Genomic DNA, 21,698 nt, shown 5'->3' with positions numbered 1-21,698 from the left:
CGCCGAACGCGTACCGGACGGGCGACGAACGGGTACCGGGGCTGGTCGCCGCCCCGCGTAACGGCCGCATAACCGGGTGTGATACTCGGCGTACGCCCCCATCGAACAGACGATACATTCATCCGTACGATAGGGAGCCGCCCCCGAGCTTCGCCCCGTGCACCGCCTTAGCGGCGGCAGCGACGACCGCCCCGACCAGACGACCGACGAAGGACTTTTCACGTGAACATCCGCTCCCTCACAAGAGGCGACGGCGTGGTGATCGGAGCAGCGGTGCTGCTGTTCATCGCCTCGTTCCTCAATTTCTACGACACGGGCTACAGCAATGGCGTGAAAGCTTGGGACCTGCTGGGTGTCGTGATGAGCGTCCACCTCGCCGGGGTCATAGCGGCGGCGCTGATCGTCACCGCCCGCGCGCTGCCGCAGCCGCGGAAGTTCGCGGGGCTGGACCTCGGGCAGTTCGGCACCGCTCTGGCGATCTTCGCCGCGTGGACCTCGCTCTGGTACCTGCTCGGTGACGGCAAGGCCGGCAGCGGTCAGATCCTCGGCTTCCTCGGTGCCGCCGTGCTCGCGGGCGGCGCCGTGGCCACCCCGCTGCTGCCGCCGCTGAAGGCCGCCCTCATCGGCGCGCCCAAGCCGGTGGCCCCGCAGCCGTACGGCGGACAGCCCGGCGCGCCGCAGGGTTACGGCTACCCGGGCGGTCCGCAGCCCTACGGCACGCAGGGCCAGGCCCAGGCCCAGCCGTACGGTGCGCAGCAGCCCGCGCCCGGCCAGCAGCAGCCGTTCGGCGGCGCCCAGCCCGCCCAGGCGCAGCCGAAGGCGGACACGCCCGCCCCGGCGGCTCCCGCGGGCGACTTCGCGCCGTTCTGGTTCGCGGTCCCGGTGGCCCGCCCGCTGTTCGGCGAGGACGGCTCGCCGTCCCCGATCGCCGAACTGGCGCCCGGTACCTGGTACCTGGCGGTCGAGCAGCGCGGTCCCGGTCTGGTGGCCCAGACGCAGGACGGCCGCCGGGGCGTCCTCCAGGACACCTCGGGGATACAGCGCGGCTGAACCCGCGACACCCTCCGGCGCCTTGGGCGTCGTACCCGAACGGCCCCCGCACGCGGGGGCCGTTCGTCTTTTCCGTCGCCCGGACCGGGCCTATCCGGCGCCGCTGCGGAGGTCGGACAGCGAGGGCACCTTGTCCTGCACCGGGGCGCCCGCGTCGCTGCCCGCCCCCTTGATGCCCGTGATGTTCTTCTGGAAGTTCTTGATGTCCGCGTCGCTCGCGTCGCCCTTGCGGAGCTTCGTGGCAAGCCCCTTGAGCGAGTCGATACCGGCCGTCAGCGGTGCGACAGCCTTGGAGAGCAGCGGGTCGGCCTTGGCGTTCTTGGTCGCGGCCTTCAGCCTGTTGTAGGTGAAGGCGCCGGCCAGACCGGCCTTGACCAGGGACAGCTTGCGCCCCTTCGCGCCCTTCTTGAACTTGCCCGCCTTGTACGGCTTGATGATCCACTGGTACGTCGCCCCGGCCGCGAGCCCGGCGTTGGCGACGAAGCGGGTCTTGGCGAACTTCTGCTTCTCGGCGGAGCTGGTGGGCGAGGCCGCCGCCACATCGGCGACCTCGGCCGCCCCGCGCGGCGTGGCTGCCTTGTCGGAGCTGCCGCACGCGGCCGTCGACACCAGCAGGGCGCAGGACAGCACCAGGGCCACGAGGACGCGGCGCAGCGGGGAGTGGACCCGGGCGGAGCCGCGAGCGGGGACGGGAGCGGGATCACGTCCGGGGACGCGGGCGGGGTTACCGGCGGGTATGCCGGTGTTGGCTTGGGTGAGCACAACCGACCTCCTTGGCAGACTGCCAGTAGCGTCACCCGGTGCCCGCGCCACCGCCACGCGGGCGGGGCCGTCCGGGTTTCACGTGCTCACAATCGGCAACACGTTCGCCATGTCCTCACGCCATCGCAGTGGAAGCAGCTCGGCAGCGGCGACCGTCATCGCCGTGATAGCGGACGTCATGGCCTTCATCCTGATCCTCTGGATCCTGATGTACCTGCTGGACGCCAACCGCGCCAACGACCTGGTGGAGTTCGTCCGGGCGAGCGCGCGCTGGCTCGCCGGCTGGTCGCACGACCTGTTCACCTTCGACGAGGCATGGGCCCGGGTGGTCTGCGGCTACGGCCTCGCCGCCGTGGTCTATCTCCTCGTCGGTCACGGTCTCGCCAACCGGCTGCGCCGCCTCTGAGCGGCGGCGGGCCGGTCGGCCGCGGGTCGGCCGCGCGACAAGCCACAGGGCAGCCGCGGGTCAGCCGCAGGTCAGCCGCAGCAGTCCGGTTCCAGGCCGAGCGGCAGCCGTTCGCCGCTGAACACGGCGGTGGTCGCCTCGTCCCCGCCCAGCGCGGCCACCGCCAGCACGAGCGAGCCCGCCGTCCAGGAGGTGCGCTCCTCCGGCCAGAAGGCGATGTCGCCCTCGAAGACGTACCCCGTCCAGTACAGACCGTCGTCGGCGCGCAGGTGCTGGATGGACTGGAGGATCTCCAGCGCCCGGTCGGACTGGCCCATCACCCAGAGGGCGAGGGCGAGTTCACAGCTCTCGCCGCCGGTCACCCAGGGGTTGGGCAGCACGCAGCGCACACCGAGTCCGGGGACGACGAAGCGGTCCCAGCCCTCGGCGATCCGCGCCGTGGCCGGCTCCCCGGTCAGCGCGCCGCCGAGCACGGGGTAGTACCAGTCCATCGAGTAGCGGCTCTTGTCGAGGAAGCGCTCCGGGTGCGAGCGGATCGCGTGGGCCAGCGCGCCCGCCGCCAACTCCCAGTCGGGCTGCGGTTCCTCGCGCTCCTCGGCGATGGCGAGCGCACAGCGCAGCGCCTGGTACACGGAGGAACACCCGGTCAGCAGCGCGTCGTTGACGGGGGTGCCGTCCGCCTCGCGCTTCCAGCCGATCTGCCCGCCGGGCTGCTGGAGTTCGAGGACGAACTCCATCGCCGCGTGGACGACGGGCCACATCCGGTCGAGGAAGCCGTCGTCCCCGGTGGCCAGATAGTGGTGCCAGACGCCCACGGCCACGTACGCGCAGAAGTTGGTCTCACGGGACCGGTCGGCCGGAAGGGCCGGAACGGCCGCGCCGTCGCCGGAAGTACGGTCGTCCGCCGGGGCCGCGCCGCTGTCGGCGTAGGCCGCGTACCAGGACCCGTCCTCGTTCTGGGTCCTGGCCAGCCACGCGTACGCCCGCGCCGCCGCCTCGTCCTCGCCCGCCGCGTCCAGCGCCATGGCCGCCTCGGTGTGGTCCCAGGGGTCGAGGTGGTGGCCGTGGAACCAGGGGATCGAGCCGTCGGGGCGCTGGACGGCCAGGACGGCGGCCACCGTCCGCGCGGCCTCATCGGCGGTCAGCACACCGGGCAGGACGAGGTGTTCCGTGGCCTCGGGGCCACGTCGGGGAAGGGTCACTCGGCGTCAGTCCCCGAGAAGGCGGACGTCGCGGACGGGGCGGCCGCCGCGGAGGAGGCCGCCGCCGTGGGCAGGTGCGGCTTGGTCGCGTACGCCACGAAGCTCTTGCCCACGACCGGGTTGAGGAGCTGCTCGGTGACCCGGGTCGCGAGAGGCTTCTTCATGATGTCCCACACCAGGAGCTTGTGGTACGCGCGGACGGGCAGCGCCTTGTCGTTGTCCACACCGAAGGCGCACTTCAGCCACCAGTACGGCGCGTGCAGGGCGTGCGCGTGGTGGGTGCCGTACGGCTTGAGCCCGGCCTGCCGCATCCGGCCGAGGAGTTCGTCGGCCTTGTAGATCCGGATATGGCCGCCCTCGACCTCGTGGTACGCGTCGGAGAGCGCCCAGCACACCTTCTCGGGCCCGTACCTCGGCACCGTGACCGCGATCCGGCCGCCCGGCCGCAGCACCCGGACCATCTCGGCGAGCACGCCCTTGTCGTCCGGGATGTGCTCCATGACCTCGGAGATGATCACCACGTCGAACGACTCGTCGGGGAACGGCAGATGGAGCGCGTCCCCCTCCATGGCGGTGGCGGTGGCTCCGGGCGGCGCCTCGCCCTCCGCCTTCATCGCCGCGAACCACTTGGCGACCTCGCGGATCTCCTCGGCGTTCCGGTCGAGGGCCACGACCTGAGCGCCGCGCCGGTAGCACTCGAAGGCGTGCCGGCCCGCGCCGCACCCCAGATCGAGCACGCGGTCGCCCGCGGCGAGCGGGAAGCGGGTGAAGTCCACGGTCAGCACAGGGTCGTCCTGCTTTCGCGGTCGAGAGTACGGGCGGTACGCATGAGACAGGCGGTACGGGTGGGGCGGACAGTGCGGGCGGTACGGATGAGGCGGGCGTGCGGGGACGGGTACGGGTACGGCGGGCGCCGCATCAGCGAGCGCCTCCACGGACCGCCGCCACGTTACGGCCCCGGCCGCGCTGCCGGGCGATCGCCTCCCGGTACAGCTCGGCGGTGCCCTGCGCGGCCCTGGCCCAGGTGAACCGGGACAGCACCCGCGCGCGGCCTGCCGCCCCCAGCCTGGCGCGCAGTTCCGGGGCGCCGAGCAGCCTGCCGAGGGCCACCGCCAGCGCGCCCGCGTCGCCCGGCGGGACCGCGAGGCAGGTCTCTCCGTCGGGGCCAGCGACCTCGGGGATGGCGCCGCCGGTGGTGGCGACGAGCGGGGTCCCGGTGGCCATCGCCTCGGCGGCGGGCAGCGAGAACCCCTCGTACAGGGACGGCACGCACGCGATCTGCGCGCCCCGGACCAGCTCGACGAGTTCGGCGTCGGAGATGCCCTTGACGAACCGGACGGCGTCGTGGAGCCCGAATCGTTCGATGGCCTGTGCGACCGGCCCGTCCTCGGCCCGCTTGCCGACGACGACCAGATGCGCGGCGGGGTGTTCCGTACGGACCTTGGCGAGCGCCTCGACCAGGTGGACGAGCCCCTTGAGCGGAACGTCCGCGCTGGAGGTCGTGACGATCCGGCCGGGCACCTCGGGCACGGCGGGGTCGGGCGAGAACAGCCCGGTGTCGGCGCCGATGTGCACGACGTCGATGCGGTCGGCCCGTACCCCGAGATGGTCGGTGATCTCCTGCTTGGAGGAGCCGGAGACGGTGAGCACGGACGGCAGCCGCCGCGCGACGCGCTTCTGCATCCGGGTGAAGCCGTACCAGCGCCGCACGGAGACGCGTCTGCGCCAGTGGGGGGCGGCGGCGAGGTCGAGTTCCCGGTCGACGGTTATGGGGTGATGGATGGTGGTGACCAGGGGCGCGCCGAGGTCGCCGAGCAGTCCGTACCCAAGAGTCTGGTTGTCGTGGACGACATCGAACTCCCCCGCGCGGGCGGCGAGATGGCGCCGGGCCCGGAGCGAGAAGGTGAGCGGCTCGGGGAAGCCGCCGGTCCACATGGTGGAGACCTCGACAGCGTCGATCCAGTCGCGGAACTCGGCGCGCTTCGGGGTGCGGAAGGGGTCGGGGTGGCGGTAGAGGTCGAGGCTGGACAGCTCGGTGAGCGGTACGCCCTCGTCCAGTACGGGGTAGGGCTGGGCGCCGATGACCTCGACGCTGTGGCCGAGCCGGGCGAGTTCGCGGGAGAGATGGCGGACGTAGACGCCCTGGCCGCCGCAGAACGGGTTCCCCTTGTAACTGAGCAGTGCGATCCGCAGAGGGCGGTCGTCCCCGTCGCCCCGGGGCTCTGGCTCGGTGCCCGCTTCAATGGCCTCAGCGGTCACTCTCGGCCCCCTTTTCACTGCGCTCTCGGGTTTTCGACGGAGCGTAACCGCTGGCGCCAAGCTAGAACAAGTTCTCGTACGCCAGGAGCGCTCCGCCCTGAGCGAGGTACGAGAACCGGCCGGCGCCGGCGCCCACCGCACCGAATCTACCGGCAGGTAGCCTCGCTACACCCGTCCGATCAGGTGATTCGCACCACCACGCGCCCTTACGATGCTGTCGACAGACCGAGGGGGCGGGGACGGATGACAGCGGAGGCCGACCCGGCGTCACCTCCGGCGCCCCCGTACCCCCCGCCCCCGCCGTCCTCCTCCTGCGCACCGCCCGCCGCCTCCTGCGCACCACCCACCGCACTGACGGAACGTCAGGAGGCCCGGCGCCGGAACATCCTGGGCGCCGCCACCCGGCTGGCCTGCCGGGGCGGCTTCGACGCGGTGCAGATGCGCGAGGTCGCCGAGGAGGCGGGCGTCGCGCTCGGCACGCTCTACCGGTACTTCCCGTCCAAGATCCATCTGCTGGTCGCCACCACGCTCGACCAGCTCGAACAGCTCCACGCCACCCTGCGCGAACGGCCCCCGAGCGGCGGCGGCGCAGCCGAACGCGTCGCCGAGACCCTGCTGCGCGCCTGCCGCGCGCTCCAGCGCGACCCGTATCTGGCGGACGCGATGTTCCGCGCGCTGACCTTCGCGGACCGGAGCGTGAGCGCCGAGGTGGCGGCGGTGTCGCGGCGGACGACGGCGATCGTCCTGGAGGCCATGGGCCCGGACGTCGGTCCGCACGGCCCCACGCCCGAGCAGCTCTCCGCCGTCCGCGTCGTCGTGCACACCTGGCACGCGGCGCTGATCAGCCGGCTCGCCGGGCGGGCGTCGATCGAGGAGGTACGGGCGGACATCGCGACGGTCTGCCGGCTGATCGAGCTGACCACCCCGCGCTGAGAGCCCGCCGGGCACACCGGCCGTCGCGTGCCGTCGACCGCACAGCGACCGCCGCGCGCCGGACCGCTCGCCGGACCGCTCGCGCGAAACGACACGCCCGGACGGCACCGGGAGGCATACGAGGGCGACGCGCGGGCAGTGGCCGAAATGACCGGGCTGCTCGACGGCGCGCACTTCCTGACACCTCGTCACGGGATCGCACGGTGTAACGTGCCCCGGTCGTCGCACTGGCCCGTGACACGGCCAGCCGGCCCGAAACAGCCACCCCGCCACTGAATCACCGGATAGTGAGGTCCCATCTCCGTGCCGCCGTCGTACGAGCCCCTCCATGTGGAGATCGTCTCCCTTCGTGACCACGTGCTGGTCCGGGTCCGAGGCGAACTCGACTGCGACACGGGGCCCGACCTCTTCGCCACGCTCGCGCCGCTGGCGCACCACCGGGTGGAGCTGGACTTCAGCCAGGTGCACTTCATGGACTCCACGGGGCTCAACATCCTGCGCAGCCAGCGCCGGGCCAGCAGGCAGGCGGGCGGCGATCTGTGCCTGCGGCTCTACACGGCTCCGGTACGGCGTGTGCTGGACGTCACGCGCACCTTCGACTACTTGACGGCGCCCTGCGAGGCGTGAGCTGCCCGCCGCGCAGGGGCGGACTCTGATACAGGCGCGGACTCCGACGCGGGCGCGGGCTCCGGTACGGGCGCGGGCTCCGGTACGGGCGCGGGCTCCGGTACGGGCGCGGGCTCCGGTACGGGTGCGGGCTCGGCCGGGGCACCGGCGAGCAGCGCGCGCATCGCCCCGATCGCGCCCGCGACCATCGCGGGATCGGCGCCCCGGCGGGCGTGGGCGCTCATCCGGATGGCCGGTACGGGCGGCAGGTCGTGACGCTCGCTCAGCCCGTCGGGCGCCTCGCCCAGTGAGGTCAGCAGCGCGGCGCCCAGCCCGGCGCGCGCGGCGTCCAGGACCCCCGCGAGACAGCCGGCGTCGCAGATGTACCGGCCGACACCGTCAAGCTCGCCCTGCTCGGCCAGCCCGTCCACCGCGCGCTCTCGCCGGTCATCCACCGGGCCGCACATGCCGCGCTGGGCCTGAACTGGACGTATCACGCGGTCGAGTGCCGGGCCGAGGACCTCGCACGCATCCTCGCGGCGGCACGCGCAGGGGAGTGGGGCGGTTACGGACGTGCACGGGACGGTGCAAGCACTGCGCGCGGTAGGCATCACCGCCGTGTCCTCGGTCCCCCTTCGACAAGATGCTGCACGCGCCACGGCGGCGATGAGCCGAGAGCGGTCGGCTTTTACCGCCATCGCCGTACAAGGCTCCTGATCCGCCTGCCCCTGGGCTCGGCGCCGGGTTTTCCCGGGGTCCGTCACCAGTTGGCGGAGTGGGAATCCTTGGTCTCCCGGCCGAGGGAAGAGAGTCCCGCTTGCCCGCCTCCCCGGTGGGCGGGCGGCCGTGCGGCCGCCCGCCCACCGGGGAGGCGGGCAAGCGGGCGTTACTTGACGCGCACGACCTGCGGGTCGTGGTCGCTCGCCTGGTCGGCGAACTCCGCGTTGATGTGCACGACGTCGTAGCCGGGCTTCTTGATCGCCGGGCTGACCAGGATGTGGTCGAGCGTCTGCGAGTTGCCGTCGTAGACGTAGCTGTAGCGCTCGTTCTTCGGCAGGGTGCTGATCAGGTCGGTGAGGACCTTGCCCTTGGTGAGGGTGGTGAGGGGCTTGGAGAACTGGTAGTCGTTCAGGTCACCGAGAACGACGATCTTGGCCTTCTTGTCCTTGGCGAGCAGGTCGGAGACGAAGCCGTGGACCTCCTTGGCCTGGGCCAGGCGCTGGGTCTCGGAGCCGAGGACCGGCGGCTGGTTGACGCCGTGCGTGGGCTGGTCGCCGCCCTTGGAGTTGAAGTGGTTGCCGACGACGAAGATCCGCTGGCCACGGAAGTCGAACTCGCCGACGAGCGGCTTGCGGCTGTTCTTCCAGGCGTCGGACGCCGGGTTGATCCGGCCCGGGGAGACCGACAGCGAGACGGTCTTGTCCTTCTTCCCCGAGGTGACGACCTCGACCGCCGTGGTGGCGTCGCCCCCCGGACGGTCGACGAAGCTCACGCGCTTGGGGTTGAAGAGGAAGACGTTGCGGATGTTGCCGCCCGGCTCACCGCCGTCGGCCTTGTCCACGGGGTCGATCGAGCGCCACTCGTAGGAGGGGCCGCCCTTCGCCTTGATGGCGGCGGTGAACTTGGCGAGGGTCTGGTCGGCCGCGACCGTACCGTCGTCCTTGTTGCCGTTGTTGTCCTGGATCTCCTCCAGGCTGACCACGTCCGGCGAGGCGAGGTTGGTGACGACGCCGTCCGCGAGCCGGTCGAACTTGGACTGCGCGTTGGTCGGGGCGAGGTTCTCGACGTTGTACGTGGCGACCGACAGCTCGTCGTCCTTGCCCTTCTTCGCCACCTCCGGCTTGAGACCGCCGGACTTGACCTTGCCCAGGGTGGTCGTCTGGAGGGTGTAGCCGCCGTAGTTGGAGTAGTCCAGCACGCCGGTGCTCGGGCCGGTGAGCGTGTCGCCCACATTGGCGGTGACCGTGTCGCCGGTCAGCGAGATGAGCTTGAGGCGGCCCGAGTTGACCTCGTCGTACCCGGTGTAGACGGTGCCGCCGCGCGGGGTCGCGTTCTGCTTGGGCTTGGTGGTGACCCAGGTCTCGCCGTACGAGTTGGACGCGCCCACGACCCGGCTGTCGCCGATCTGGAGCAGCATGCCCTCGCGCGACTCGAACCAGTCGAGGGCGAACTTGTCGGGCTTGAGGGCGAGCGGCTCGATGTTGAGCCCCTTCACCTTCGGGGCGTAGGTGTCGGGCAGCGTCTTGGCGTTGACGACCTCGGGCGCGGGCAGCTTGTTGCCCGAGGACAGCACCGTGGTCGTGGGACCGCTCAGCTCGGTGATCGACTGCGATCCCGAACTCTGGCCGCCCGGGTAGTACTCGACGACCTTGGCGGAGACGAGGACCGAGTCGCCGACCTTGACCTGCGGGGTGGTGGAGCCGGTGAAGACGAAGACGGCCTCGCTGGTGGCGGGGTTCTTGTCCGGCTTCGTGTCCTGGATCCAGAAGCCGCGCGACGTGCCGGTGGAGCGGACGGCGGTGACCACGCCGGGGACGTTGGTGACGCTCTTGCCCACGTACGGCGAGATCCGGGTGGCGCCCTGGATGTCGTGGACGCGCAGCTCACCGGGGGTGGTGTCGGTGGGCGAAGGTGTCGGGGACGGCTCGCCGCCGCCGGGGCCCTCGCCCGCACCGGCGCTGTTGCGCGGGGTGGGCGTGGAGCCGCTGAGGTCGGCGGAGTTGTTGTCCGTGTCGGTGAGCGCGGCGTTCCTGGCCACCGAGTGGGTGTTGTCGGCGCCGGTGGCGGGCGCGGTCTCCTTGACGGCGGCGGTGCCGAAGCCGACCAGGTCCTTGACGCTGGTGTCCGCCGCGCAGTCGTCGGCGGTCAGGCAGGTCAGCGCGGTGGTGGAGTGGACCAGCGCGACGGTGCCGCTGCTCGCCGACATGGCGATGGTGCCGGTCGCGTCCGGGGTGGGCAGCGGGGTGTCACCGCCCGCGCCCTTCGCCTCCTGGACGAGGTAGCTGCCGCCGGCCGGGATCGCGCCGTCCAGCGGTGTGACCGACCACTTGGTGGTGGCGGTGGGCGAACCGCTCAGGTACTGGACGGACCAGCCGGTCAGGTCGAAGGAGGCGCCGCCGGCGTTGCCCAGCTCGATGAAGTCGTTGGTGAAGGTGGCACCGGAGTTCCCGCCGCCGCCGTAGACCTCGGCGATGACCGCGTCGGGGGACGGGGTCGCCTGCGCGGTGAACGGGAGCGCGATGAGGGATCCGACGATGCCTACGGGGAGGGTGATGGCGATGATCCGGGCGCGTCTGCCGCGCAGGGCCGGGGGTATGGATGGGGACACGGTTGCTCTCTCCGTCGCGTGTTGTACTGCGTTCCGTGTGACGTGTGGTGCAGGTGGCTCTGCTGCGCATTCCTGTGCACGTGAGGTGGGGGCAGACGGTGCGGGAAGGCTCAAAGTCGGCTCAAGATACGCGCGTAGATACGGCGCCAACAAGAGGGCGGGCACTGCAAAGGGGCAATGTTTCCCGACTGTTCGCCGGATTTAACCTGGTTGTCGGTGAGCGAGGGGAACGAGAGGTGGGCGGCCGGTGCTCGGCGACGGCCGCGACCCGAGGACCGGCCCGGGGAGCGGCATGACGGGGGCCGGTAGAGTGGGCGCGGTCGCCTTCATGCCCGTATCGTCCGGGTGGCCCGCACCGCTCGTATCGCCCATATCGCGGCAAGCCGGTACAGAACGGCACTGAACCGCAGCTCCCGCAGGAGAGGCTCCGCCCGCCATGACCACCGTTCGCCGCTGCACCGCGGCGCTCGCCGCATCCGCCGTGCTCTGCGTGGCGTTCGCTCCAGCCGCCGCGGCGGGGGGTGACAGGTCTCCGGCGCCGGCCCCGGCCGAGGCGCGCACTCCGGCCGCCGGGGCGTCCACCATGCAGGCGGACCCCTCCTCGGACACCGCCTCGGGCGCGGCCACGACCATAGTGATTCCCCCCGGCCTGTACGGCGACAAGGATCCGACCCAGGACGGCGTGTGGCGCCAGTCGCTGTCCATGCTGGGCCAGGCCGCCGCCCAAGTGCGCCCGGGCGACCAGGCCGTGATCTGGCTCAAGTCCCAGCAGTGCGCCAGCGGCGCCTTCCCCGCCTTCCGCGCCGACCCCTCCGTACCGTGCGACGAGAAGACGGCCGTCGACGCCCGGTCCACCGCCGCCGCCATACAGGCGCTCTCCTCGCTCGGCGAGCAGCAGCTGCCGATGGATCACGGGGTCAGCTGGCTCCGTTCCGTCCAGAACGCGGACGGCGGCTGGGGCCGGCGCCCCGGCACGCCCAGCGACGCGACCTCCACCTCCCTGGTGATCGGCGCGCTGACGGCGGCGGGGGTACGGCCCAGCTCCGTCCGTACCCACAACAACGCCCCCTCCCCCGAGGGCAAGCACGCCTTCGACGCGCTGGTGCGCCTCTCCATCCCGTGCGGCGCGGCGTCGGGCGCGGACGCCGGGGCCTTCGCGTACCGACCGGACGCGTCCGGCCTGCTGACCGCCGACGACGCGGCCACGGCCGCCGCCGTACTCGCCGGGGTCGGCAAACGGATGGTGACCTCGCCGGTGGCGCCGGGCACCACGCCGGTCTGCGAGAACACGAAGGGTACGGAGACGGACCCGGCCGCCGACCTGCCGCCGGAGCGGGCCGCTCGCAACGGGGCCTCCTACCTGGCCGCCGCGCTCGCCTCGACCGGCCATCTCGACCAGCCGCAGGCGCCCGGCACGGACAGCGCGGAGAGCGCGGACGGCGGGGACAGCGTTCCCGTGCCCAGTGCTCCGCCGGCCGACATCGGGAACACGGCGGCGGCGGTGGTCGCGCTCACCACCACCGGGTACGGGGACCGGGCGAACATCGCGCTGGAGTGGCTGAAGCAGAACTGCGGCGCCTGGGCCCAGGCCAACGGACCGGCCGCCTACGCCCAGTTGATCTTCGCCGCGCACGCGACGGGCACCGACCCGCGCAACTTCGGCGGGATAGACCTCGTCCAGCGGCTGAACGAGACGGGCCCCGCCCCCAAGTACATCTCCCCCGCCCCGGCACCCGGCACCGCCGCCGGTACGGGCGCTGCCGCCGGCACGAGCGGCGGCGCGGCGGCGACGGCTGCGGCGGAGAGCGCGCTCAGCGGCGCCGACGGGCGCGGTGTCCTGTGGCTCGTAGGGATCGCGCTGGCCGGCGGCATCGGGATCGGCTACCTGCTGGGCAACCGGAGGAAGACCAGCCGGCCGTAGGGGACGGACGGACCGCAACGGACGGCAACATCCGCCACGGACCGCCGCGTCCGCCACGGACCGCCGAGTCCGTCCGCCGAACGCCCCTGTGCGCGCGGCCGTTGAACATCCGCACCGCCGGGGCACCCACCCGGCCACGGGCCGCGAGTCACTCCGTATGGTCCCGGGCGCTTCGCCCCCATGGGCCATGCGCGGCTAAGCCCGGTCCCGCACCCCTTCCCGTACACCGTCCTCGGTCGGCGCCTCCCTGCGCGCCGGGACCGTCGGCCCAGCGGCCTTCGGTTCGGTGGCCGTCGGTTCGGTGGCCACCGAACCGGGGCTCCCGCCCTTCGGGGACGGGTCGCTCCGCTTCGCCGGGGCCGGGAGTCCGACCGTCCGGGGCAGCAGTTCACGCCGGCCCGCCAGCAGGTACGTCAGGGCGAAGCCGGCGCCGACGACCGTGGCGCCGCCCACCGCGTCCAGCACCCAGTGGTTGGCCGTGGCGACGATGGCGCAGATCGTGAAGAGGGGGTGCAGCAGGCCGAGGAGTTTCATCCACAGCTTGGGGGCGAGCACCACGATGACCACGCCGCACCACAGCGACCAGCCGAAGTGCAGCGAGGGCATCGCCGCGTACTGGTTGGTGAGCGCGGTGAGCGCGCCGTAGTCCGGGTTGGTCAGATCCTGCGGGCCGTGCACGGTGTCGATGAAGCCGAGTTCCGGCATCAGCCTCGGCGGGGCCAGCGGGTAGAACCAGAAGCCGACGAGCGCCAGCACCGTGGCGAAGGCGAGCGACGAGCGGGCCCAGCGGTAGTCGGCGGGGCGGCGTGCGTACAGGACGCCGAGGATGGCCAGCGGGATCACGAAGTGGAACGACGTGTAGTAGAAGTTGAAGAAGCTCTCGGCCCACTTGAGGTTCACGACCGTGTGGTTGACCCAGTGCTCGATGTCGATCCCGAGCGCCTGCTCGATCGAGTGGATCTGGCGGGCGTGCTTCTCGGCCGTCTCACGGCCGCCGGTGGCGACCAGCCGGATGTGGGAGTACGCCGAGTACCCGACCCGGATGGCGAGCAGTTCGAGCAGCAGGTTCGGGCGGCTCAGCAGCCGCTTCCAGAACGGGACCAGCGGCACCCGCCCCCAGCGCGACGGCGCGGGCCGCGCGTACTCGGTCGGGACCGGCTTGTCGAAGTACGGCGAGGTACGCATCAGGAACGGCAACGCGCAGGCCGCCGCCAGCGCCGCGATCAGCGGCACGTTCTCCCGGAGCGGGACCAGCACCTTCATGTTCGGCAGCATCATCCTGCCGGGCAGCGTCATCACGAGGATCACCACCGCGGGCCACACCAGCCGGTCCCTGGCCCGGGTGCCGACCCGGCCCACCAGGGCCAGCAGCACCCACAGCAGCTGGTGCTGCCAGGCGGTCGGCGAGACCGCGACCGCCACACAGCCCGTCAGCGCCACGGCCAGCAGCAGCTGCCCGTCCCGGGCGTAGCGCGCGGCCCGGCGCAGCCCGAGGAAGACGACGGCCGCGGCCAGGACGAGGAAGAGCGCGACCTCCAGCGGCCCTTCGAGGCCGAACCGGAGCAGCGCGCCGTGCAGGGACTGGTTGGCGAGCGAGTCGGCGCGTTCGCCGAGGCCGGCGCCCGCCACGTGGTGCACCCAGTACGCCCACGAGTCGCCCGGCATCACGGCCCAGGTCAGCGCCGTACCCGCGGCAAAGGTGCCCGCCGAGGTCAGGGCCGCCTTCTTGCGGCCGGTCAGCCAGAGCAGCGGCGCGAAGAGGAGTACGGCGGGCTGGAGGGCCGCGCCGATCCCGACGAGGACACCGGAGCCGCGTTCGCTCCGTACGGCGAGACATCCCAGCAGCACCAGCAGCACGGGAATGATGCTGGTCTGCCCCAGGGAGAAGCTGTTGCGCACCGGCAGGGACAGCATGAGCAGGCTGATCGCGACCGGCGCGGCCAGCAGTCCGGTACGGCGCGACACCTGCCCCGGCAGCGCCCGCGCCGCGACGAGGCCGAGGGCCACGACCAGCAGCAGCGTCCCGAGGGTCCACGCGATGCCGAGGCTCTCCTCGGCCGAGCGGGCCAGCGGTTTGAGCACGAGGCCGGCGAACGGCGTCCCGGTGAACTGTCCGGTGTCGTAGAGCGACCCCGTCACATGCAGGACGCCGTCGTCACCGATCCAGGTCTCCAGATCGGTGAGCCGTTCACCGGGCGGCTGCCGGAGCACCGCCGCCGCCTGTCTTACCGCCAGCACCGCGGCGACCAGCCAGAGAACCGCGCGGGCCCTCCCGAGCCCGCCTCCCGCGGTACCCGCCGCCGCACCGCCGTGCACGCTGTGATCTGCATTCGCCACGCCGCGCCGACCCTCCGTCCCGAAAACGCCGTCCCTGGGGCATAGAGCCTCGCACTGCCCCTCCGTCGAGACTCAGGCAACCCCCTCTTCACCTGACTGTCACCCCTGTTTTGGCTTAATGCCCATGACTTCCGGACTTCCGGCGAGAAACGGAAGATGGTCCACCGATGGTACGGACCAGGCGCGGACCGGGTGGGACCCAGGGCGGGGCCCACGCGGGGCCCTGGAACCCCGGTACGTACGGCCCGGTGACCGGCCGTTCCGTGTCGGTGGGAGCGTGTCGGCCGACTGCGATATGTTCCATTCCGGAACTAATTTCGGGAACCAACTCCGGCACTTCGAGAGGCCCTCATGTCCCAGGAGCAGTGGACCGCGGTCGACCGCTATTTCACCGATCAGCTCGCCCCCGCCGACGAGGCGCTCGCGGCGGCCCTCGCCGCCAGTGACGCGGCCGGGCTGCCCGCCATCAACGTCGCGCCGAACCAGGGCAAGCTGCTGCATCTGCTGGCCCAGGCGCAGGGCGCCCGTACCGTCCTGGAGATCGGCACGCTCGGCGGCTACAGCACCATCTGGCTGGCGCGCGCACTGCCCGAGGACGGCAGGCTGATCTCCCTGGAGTACGACCCCGCCCACGCCGACGTGGCGCGCGCCAACCTGGCGCACGCGGGGCTGGACAAGATCGCTGAGGTCAGGACCGGCCCGGCGCTGGAGACGCTGCCGGTGCTGGCGCGGGAGGGCACGGGCCCGTTCGACCTCGTGTTCATCGACGCCGACAAGCCGAACAACCCGCAGTACCTGGAGTGGGCGCTCAAGCTGACCCGGCCGGGCAGCCTCATCATCGTCGACAACGTCGTACGGGGCGGGGGGATCGCGGATCCGGACAGCACCAGCCCCGCCGTGCTGGGCACCCGCCGCATGATCGAGCGGATCGCGGCGAATCCGCTGCTGTCGGCGACGGCGGTGCAGACGGTGGGCACCAAGGGGTACGACGGCTTCGCCCTCGTGCGCGTACTCGGCTGACCGGGCGCCGCCGCGCACACACGTACGGAGCTACGGGTGGTCCGGTAGCTCCGTACGCCGTCGCCGCGGCAGGTCGGGTCGGGTCCGGTCGGATCAAGTCCGGCCGGATCGTGTCAGGTCAGACGCGCAGCAGCCGTTCCGTCATCTCGCGGTAGCTCTGGAGGGCGAGCCGCAGTTCCTCCGTGTGGGAGCCGTCCGCCGCGCCGTTCCCTGCCCCGTCGCCGGGGCCGTCCCAGCCCGCGCGCAGTGAACGCGGCCGGTCCGCGAGCGCCTTCGTCAACTGCCCGGCGGCCTCCTCCAGTACGTCGGCGGCCTCCTCGACGGAGTGCCGCGGCCCGTCGACGAAGGTGCTCAGCGCGTTCTGGAGACGCTCCGCGAGCCGGTCGCTCTCGCCCTGGGGGATGAGTCGGGCGGAGCTGTCGGTGTGGGGCTGAGCGGTGGACGCGCTGTCGCCGCCGACAGCGTTGGTACCGGCGTCAGCGATGTCACCGGCGTCGGCGACACGGCCGGGCCTGGCCGCTTCGGCGGTACGGAACGGCTTCACCGGGTCCGCCGCGTCCCGCTTCCCGATCACCCGCGTGGCGTCCCCGGGCTCCTGGCCGCCTCCGCCCCCGCCCGTGCCCCCGCTCCCGCTCCCGCCGAGCGCGGTCGACCTGGTCCCGTCGGTTCCGGTTCCGGTTCCCTTCCCGGCCTCAGCCTCGGCCTCTGTCGTCCCGGCCTCGGTGGACGCGACGGTCTTCCTGGGCTCGCTCTTCGCTTCGTACGTCATCACACACCACTCCCTTTGGGCCGTAGTGAAAAGGTCTTGTCCCGGCCGGTGTCCCGGGGGCGGTCGCTGTCGCTGCCGCTCTTCTCCGGTCGGGCCAGGATCAGTTGCTCGAAAAGTTCGCGCGCGCCGACCATCGCCTCGCGCAGTTCCTCGGTGGTCGCGGCTCCGCCCGTACCCGTACCCGTACCGGTACCCGTGTCCGTACCCGCACCGTCCGCATCCGCGTCCGCGCCGTCCGGCGAGAACGCCTCGTGCACCCTGCGGTAGCCCTCCACCTGGTGGGCGTGGTGCACGGACAGGGCCTCGACCTGGTCGTCGTACCGCGTGCCGGCGGGGTAGCCGCATTCCTCCGCGAGCCGGGCCACCAGCCGGTCCGCCTCCGTCACCGCCTCCCGGGGCGAGTCGACGAAGCGTTCCTGGAGACCGGCCCAGTGGGCCACGTACTGCTCGCGCCGCTCCTCGGAGAGGGACCGGGGCCGCAACTCGCCGTGTCGCTTGACCCGTTCCGTCAGCTCCCGCTCGGCGGCCTTGGTGTCGCCGTCGTGCCGGTCGACGACACGGTCGTACTCGGGGCCGAAGCGGCGCTTCAGTCCGCCGCGCCCGCCGAATCCGCTTCCTTTGCCGGGTCCTGTGTAGAGGACCGCGGCCACGATGATCACGAACGCCACGATGAGAGCGACGACGATCAGAACTGTGGACATGTCTGCCTTCCTGGCTCGTACTCGGGTCCGGGCTCCCGCGCTCGGGGCGTATGGGGTCGTTCACCGAGTCGGGTTGCCCCGAATCCGCCGGCCAAACAGCCCTGCGGAAAAGCCTGTTGAGCATCCGGACCGCCAGGAGGGGGCCACCGGGCCCACCTCGCCGCGTCGCCTCGCCGCGTCACCTCACCGCGTCACCTCACCGCGTCACCCCGCCGGGTCACCCCGCAGGTTCACTCCTCGACGTGGGCGACGTGGTCCCGCGGCGCCTCCACCCCGTTCGGGCGTTCACTCTCGGAGCCGCACAGCTCGCTGTTCAGCTCGTGCACCAGCCGCACCAGATCGGTCGGCCTGTCCGGCCCCCACCAGTCCCCCAGCAGCTCAGCGAGCGACTCCTCCCGCGCCTGCGCCAGCACCTGCGCCACCCGCGCGCCCCGCTCGCTGAGCCGCAGCTCCACCCCCGCGCGCTCCACCAACCCGCGCTCCTCCAGCTGCCGGGACGCCGACGTGACGGACTCCAGCGGTACGGGGCCCGCCTCGGCCAGCTCGGCGGGCTGCACGACGCCGTACCGCCGTACCCGCAGCAGCAGCCAACTGGCCGCCGGGAGCAGGTCGTACCCCGCCTTCGCGGTGATCTTCTCGTAGATCCGCCGCCGGCCCTCGCGGGTGCCGAGGACGGACAGGGCGCGTGCCACCTCGTCGTGCGAGGAGCGCTCCACCGGGTTGGAGGCGAGCGTCTCGGTGATCTCCGGCGCGGTCACCGAGCCGCGCAGCTTGTCCTCCTTGAGGAACCACGCCACCACGAACGCCACCAGCACCACCGGCACGCCGTACAGGAAGACGTCGGTGATGGAGGTCGCGTACGCGTGCAGTACGGGCGCCCGCAGCGAGGCCGGCAGGCCGCCCAGGGACTGCGGGTCGGCGGAGAGCCGGCCGACGTCCACGCCCGGCGGCAGCGCCCTGCCCGCGAGGGCGTCCGTGAGCTTGTCCCTGAGCAGATTGGCGAAGATCGTGCCGAAGACGGCGACGCCGAAGGACGCGCCGATCGAGCGGAAGAAGGTCGCGCCGGAGGTGGCGACGCCGAGGTCCCGGTAGTTGACGGCGTTCTGCACGACCAGCACCAGGACCTGCATGACCAGGCCGAGTCCGGCGCCGAAGACGAAGAAGTAGGCGCTCATCAGCCACGTACCGCTGAACTCGGTGAGGTGGTGGAGCAGCAGCAGCCCGAGGGCGGTGATGCCGGTGCCCAGGATCGGGAACACCTTCCAGCGTCCGGTGCGGCTGACGATCTGCCCGGACAGTGTGGAGGTGATCAGCAGTCCGAGCACCATGGGCAGCAGATGCACGCCGGACATGGTGGGGGTGACGCCCTGGACGACCTGGAGGAAGGTCGGCAGATAGGTCATCGCGCCGAACATCGCGAAGCCGACGATGAAGCTGATGACCGCGACGAGGGTGAAGGTCCTGATGCGGAAGAGGCGCAGCGGCAGTACGGGCTCGACGGCGCGCCGCTCGACGTGGATGAAGACCGCGAGCAGGACGAGGCCGAGGAGCGCGAGGCCGATGATGCGGGCGGAGCCCCAGGGCCAGGTGGTGCCGCCGAGCGAGGCGACCAGCACCAGGCAGACGGCGACGGACGCGATCAGGAACGTACCGAGGTAGTCGATGGTGTGCTTGGCCCTGTGCACCGGGATGTGCAGGACGGCGGCGATGACGAGGAGGGCGACGACGCCGACGGGCAGGTTGATGTAGAAGACCCAGCGCCAGCTGAGCTGCTGGGTGAAGAAGCCGCCGAGCAGCGGGCCGAGGACGCTCGTCGTGCCGAAGACGGCGCCGAACAGGCCCTGGTACTTGCCGCGTTCGCGCGGCGGTACGAGGTCGCCGACGATCGCCATCGACAGCACGATCAGCCCGCCGCCGCCGAGGCCCTGGAGCGCGCGGAAGCCGATGAGCTGGGCCATGTTCTGGGAGAGGCCGCAGAGGGCGGAGCCGATGAGGAAGATGACGATCGCGGTCTGGAAGAGCTTTTTGCGGCCGTACTGGTCGCCGAGTTTGCCCCAGAGGGGGGTGGCGGCGGTCGAGGCGAGCAGATAGGCGGTGACGACCCAGGAGAGATGGTCGAGCCCGCCGAGGTCGCTGACGATGGTCGGCAGGGCGGTGGAGACGATCGTCTGATCCAGTGCGGCGAGGAGCATGCCCAACAGCAGCGCGCCGATGGCGACGAGTACGGTGCGCGGCTGGTGGCCCTCCCCGGGGGCCGGGCTCGTTTCCGGGGTGCTCACGTCCTGAGCCATCGGGCATCGCTCGCTTCCTGGAGCCACGGGACGTCGGCGTCGCTCGCCTGCCGAGCCGCGGGACGTCTCCTCGGGTCCGCCGGATTCCATCCTGGCCGCTGCGCCGGGTTATGGCCTGTCGAGCGGCGCGGCGCGCGGGCTGTCGTGGGGCGCGGCGCGCGGGCTGTCGTGGGGCGCGGCGCGCGGCCTGTCGTGGGCGGGGCTCATGGGCTGCTGCGGGCGGGGCCGCGCGGGGCCGGAGATGGCCGGACGTGCGTACGTGGCACGAACACGCACTGCATAATCGTCGGCAGCCCAAGGGGAGGGGACCCACGGTGACCGGACAGCTCTGTTCCGCATGCGGTGCGCCAGCGGCCGCGGAGGGCGGACCCGGCTGCGACTGCGCGGAGCGCGCGGCGCGGTCGTTGCGGGCCGAGCGCTCCGCGCAGGCCGCGGCGACGGAGGACTTCGATCCGCTGCGCGTCCGGCCTTACGTACAGCTGCCCGTGGACGAGGGCCGGGACAGCGGCAGGCCGGTGCCCAAGGCGTTCCGCGCCACGGGCCCGCTGCCGCTCCTCGGCCCGGAGAGGCGCGGTGTCTCCGCCAAGCCCCCGGCCCCCGATCTGCACACGCCGCCGCCCAGCCGGGCACCGCTCAGGGCGGTCGCGATCGGCGCTGCGGTCGTGGTGATCGCGGTGGCCGCGGTGGCCGTGGGGCTGTTCTCGGGGGACGGCCGGGAGGAGTGGGTGGCTCCGCCGGAGGAGACGAGCACCTGGCTGCCGTCGGGGGACGACAAGGAGCCGGGCGGCTCGTCGCCCACGGCCGTACCGTCGCCCGGCACGGCCGGCGCGCCGGGCGACGGTACGGCGCCGGGCACATCGGTCTCGGCGCCGGCCTCGGGCACGACGGCGGACGCCCCGGACGCCTCCCCGGCGCCCCGCCCCTCCCCCTCCTCCTCCGTCACGGGCAAGGCGTCCGCCGCACCCGCCGCCCCAGCGGCGACGGACACCGGCGCGCCGCAGTCCGCTCCGGTGGAGGAGACCACCACCCTGCGGGTCGGGGACTCGGGGCCCGAGGTCACGGGCCTCCAGCAGCGGCTGACGCGGCTGTGGCTGTTCACCGGGGAGGCCACCGGGCAGTACGACCAGAACCTGGAGAGCGCCGTACGTGTCTACCAGTGGTCCCGGCAGCTCAGCGGCGACACCCTGGGCGAGTACGGCCCGGCCACGCGGCGCGCCCTGGAGGCGGAGACGGAGCAGGAACAGAGCCAGGGCCAGAACCAGGGCCAGAGTCAGAGCCAGGGCCAGGACGCGCGCCGGGGCGGACAGCAGGGCCCCGGGTCCGGCCGCACCTGAGCCGCTTTGTATAATGTGGAAACAAAGTGGTTCCGCCCGTTCACCCTGACCGACGGGCGGGGCCACTTGGTTCCGCCTCGCGCCCCGCGCGGTCCGCCGCTCCCGCTCCCTGGAGTCCAGCCATGCCCCTGACCGCCCGCGCGCTTCTGCTGGACATGGACGGCACGCTCGTCAATTCCGACGCCTCCGTGGAGCGCTGCTGGCGGCGCTGGGCGAGTGCGCACGGACTGGATCCGGAAGAGGCGCTCAAGGTCGTGCACGGCCGGCAGGGGTACGCCACGATGGCCGTACTGCTCCCGGAGCGGCCCATGGAGCTGAACTTCGCCGACAACCGCGCCATGCTCGCCGAGGAGACCGCCGACACCGACGGCGTGGTCCCGATCCCCGGCGCCCCCGGCTTCCTGGCGGCCGTGGCGGACCTCCCGCACGCGCTGGTCACCTCGGCCGACGTCGAGCTGGCCGAGGCCCGGATGGGCGCGGCGGCACTCCCCATGCCGAAGATCCGGGTCACCGCGGAGGACGTCACCGCGAGCAAGCCCGACCCGGAGGGCTTCCTGCTCGGCGCCGCCACGCTGGGCATCGAGCCGCGGGACTGCGTGGTCTTCGAGGACTCCGAGGCGGGGATCCTGGCCGCGCGGGCGGCGGGAATGCGGGTGGTGGGCGTGGGACCGCGCGCGGCGGCGATGGCCCCGGACGTACACGTACCGGATCTCACGCACCTGCGCGTGGAAGCCCTGCCGGCGGGCGGCATCGCGCTGCACGTCGTGGCCGCCTGAGGG

19 protein-coding genes are annotated in these 21,698 nt (G+C 72.3%); 9 read left to right on the top strand and 10 right to left on the bottom strand.

The features are described from left to right. Positions 1–222 precede the first annotated feature (222 nt). Positions 223–1,050 (top strand): hypothetical protein, encoded by an 828-nt coding sequence (locus tag OG627_RS25000; protein WP_329068676.1) that lies wholly within the window; start codon positions 223–225, stop codon positions 1,048–1,050. A 90-nt stretch (positions 1,051–1,140) separates the two neighbouring features. Here OG627_RS25000 and OG627_RS24995 read toward each other — a convergent pair whose 3' ends face one another. Next, entirely contained in the window at positions 1,141–1,704 is a 564-nt protein-coding gene (locus tag OG627_RS24995; RefSeq protein ID WP_329072959.1) for a hypothetical protein, read from the bottom strand. A 217-nt stretch (positions 1,705–1,921) separates the two neighbouring features. Between OG627_RS24995 and OG627_RS24990 the strand changes: the two genes are divergently transcribed. Further along, positions 1,922–2,218, top strand: a complete 297-nt coding sequence (locus OG627_RS24990) for a hypothetical protein (RefSeq protein WP_329068674.1) — start codon at positions 1,922–1,924, stop codon at positions 2,216–2,218. Between the two features lie 71 nt (positions 2,219–2,289). Here the strand turns inward: OG627_RS24990 and OG627_RS24985 are convergent, their stop codons facing one another. The 3 genes from OG627_RS24985 to OG627_RS24975 all read right to left on the bottom strand — a co-directional run bounded on the left by OG627_RS24985 (position 2,290) and on the right by OG627_RS24975 (position 5,679). Beyond that, on the bottom strand, positions 2,290–3,420 hold the full coding sequence (locus tag OG627_RS24985) for a prenyltransferase (RefSeq protein WP_329068672.1): 1,131 nt from the start codon (positions 3,418–3,420) through the stop codon (positions 2,290–2,292). After that, complete coding sequence (locus tag OG627_RS24980; RefSeq protein ID WP_329068670.1) at positions 3,417–4,205, bottom strand: class I SAM-dependent methyltransferase; 789 nt, start codon at positions 4,203–4,205, stop codon at positions 3,417–3,419. Before OG627_RS24980 ends, OG627_RS24985 begins: the two co-directional genes overlap by 4 nt. A gap of 133 nt (positions 4,206–4,338) precedes the next feature. Next, entirely contained in the window at positions 4,339–5,679 is a 1,341-nt protein-coding gene (locus OG627_RS24975; RefSeq protein WP_329068668.1) for a glycosyltransferase family 4 protein, read from the bottom strand. Positions 5,680–5,922: 243 nt separating this feature from the next. Here OG627_RS24975 and OG627_RS24970 point away from each other — a divergent pair, with 243 nt between their 5' ends. Next, positions 5,923–6,612, top strand: a complete 690-nt coding sequence (locus tag OG627_RS24970) for a TetR family transcriptional regulator (protein WP_329068666.1) — start codon at positions 5,923–5,925, stop codon at positions 6,610–6,612. Positions 6,613–6,915: 303 nt separating this feature from the next. Continuing rightward, entirely contained in the window at positions 6,916–7,239 is a 324-nt protein-coding gene (locus tag OG627_RS24965; RefSeq protein ID WP_329068664.1) for an STAS domain-containing protein, read from the top strand. Here the strand turns inward: OG627_RS24965 and OG627_RS24960 are convergent. Next, positions 7,212–7,673 carry a hypothetical protein gene (locus tag OG627_RS24960; RefSeq protein WP_329068662.1) on the bottom strand — a complete coding sequence of 154 codons (462 nt, stop codon included), beginning with the start codon at positions 7,671–7,673 and terminating at the stop codon, positions 7,212–7,214. The genes OG627_RS24965 and OG627_RS24960 overlap by 28 nt on opposite strands. Here OG627_RS24960 and OG627_RS24955 point away from each other — a divergent pair. Then, a complete protein-coding gene (locus OG627_RS24955) occupies positions 7,629–8,183 on the top strand; it encodes a hypothetical protein (protein WP_329072957.1) in 555 nt (184 codons plus the stop codon). The genes OG627_RS24960 and OG627_RS24955 overlap by 45 nt on opposite strands. Here OG627_RS24955 and OG627_RS24950 read toward each other — a convergent pair. Further along, a complete protein-coding gene (locus OG627_RS24950; protein ID WP_443073649.1) occupies positions 8,105–10,522 on the bottom strand; it encodes a lamin tail domain-containing protein in 2,418 nt (805 codons plus the stop codon). The genes OG627_RS24955 and OG627_RS24950 overlap by 79 nt on opposite strands. 460 nt (positions 10,523–10,982) lie before the next feature. Here OG627_RS24950 and OG627_RS24945 point away from each other — a divergent pair, with 460 nt between their 5' ends. After that, complete coding sequence (locus tag OG627_RS24945; protein WP_329068660.1) at positions 10,983–12,467, top strand: prenyltransferase/squalene oxidase repeat-containing protein; 1,485 nt, start codon at positions 10,983–10,985, stop codon at positions 12,465–12,467. 195 nt (positions 12,468–12,662) lie between these two features. On the opposite strand, the gene OG627_RS24940 is transcribed toward OG627_RS24945, so the two are convergent. Beyond that, positions 12,663–14,804: a bifunctional glycosyltransferase 87/phosphatase PAP2 family protein gene (locus OG627_RS24940; RefSeq protein WP_329068658.1), complete on the bottom strand. Its 2,142-nt coding sequence runs from the start codon at positions 14,802–14,804 to the stop codon at positions 12,663–12,665. 351 nt (positions 14,805–15,155) lie between these two features. Between OG627_RS24940 and OG627_RS24935 the strand changes: the two genes are divergently transcribed. Then, positions 15,156–15,824, top strand: coding sequence for an O-methyltransferase (locus tag OG627_RS24935; protein ID WP_329068656.1), 669 nt, complete (start codon positions 15,156–15,158; stop codon positions 15,822–15,824). Positions 15,825–15,942: 118 nt separating this feature from the next. Here the strand turns inward: OG627_RS24935 and OG627_RS24930 are convergent, their stop codons facing one another. The 3 genes from OG627_RS24930 to OG627_RS24920 all read right to left on the bottom strand — a co-directional run bounded on the left by OG627_RS24930 (position 15,943) and on the right by OG627_RS24920 (position 19,585). Next, positions 15,943–16,593 (bottom strand): hypothetical protein, encoded by a 651-nt coding sequence (locus tag OG627_RS24930; protein ID WP_329068654.1) that lies wholly within the window; start codon positions 16,591–16,593, stop codon positions 15,943–15,945. Continuing rightward, a complete protein-coding gene (locus tag OG627_RS24925; protein ID WP_329068653.1) occupies positions 16,593–17,294 on the bottom strand; it encodes a hypothetical protein in 702 nt (233 codons plus the stop codon). The genes OG627_RS24930 and OG627_RS24925 overlap by 1 nt, the downstream gene beginning before the upstream one ends. Positions 17,295–17,524: 230 nt before the next feature. Further along, entirely contained in the window at positions 17,525–19,585 is a 2,061-nt protein-coding gene (locus tag OG627_RS24920) for an MFS transporter (protein WP_329068651.1), read from the bottom strand. Positions 19,586–19,899: 314 nt separating this feature from the next. Here OG627_RS24920 and OG627_RS24915 point away from each other — a divergent pair, with 314 nt between their 5' ends. Both OG627_RS24915 and OG627_RS24910 read left to right on the top strand, forming a co-directional pair. Next, on the top strand, positions 19,900–20,919 hold the full coding sequence (locus OG627_RS24915) for a peptidoglycan-binding protein (protein WP_329068649.1): 1,020 nt from the start codon (positions 19,900–19,902) through the stop codon (positions 20,917–20,919). Between the two features lie 122 nt (positions 20,920–21,041). Then, the gene (locus tag OG627_RS24910; protein WP_329068648.1) at positions 21,042–21,695 is read left to right on the top strand and encodes an HAD-IA family hydrolase; all 654 of its coding nucleotides are present in this window, start codon (positions 21,042–21,044) and stop codon (positions 21,693–21,695) included. Positions 21,696–21,698: the final 3 nt, after the last annotated feature.

Origin of the sequence: Streptomyces sp. NBC_01429, assembly GCF_036231945.1 — a bacterium.
Lineage (GTDB): Bacteria > Actinomycetota > Actinomycetes > Streptomycetales > Streptomycetaceae > Streptomyces.
The sequence above is the reverse complement of the archived record's forward strand: the minus strand, read 5'-3'. Positions and strand labels throughout refer to the sequence as shown.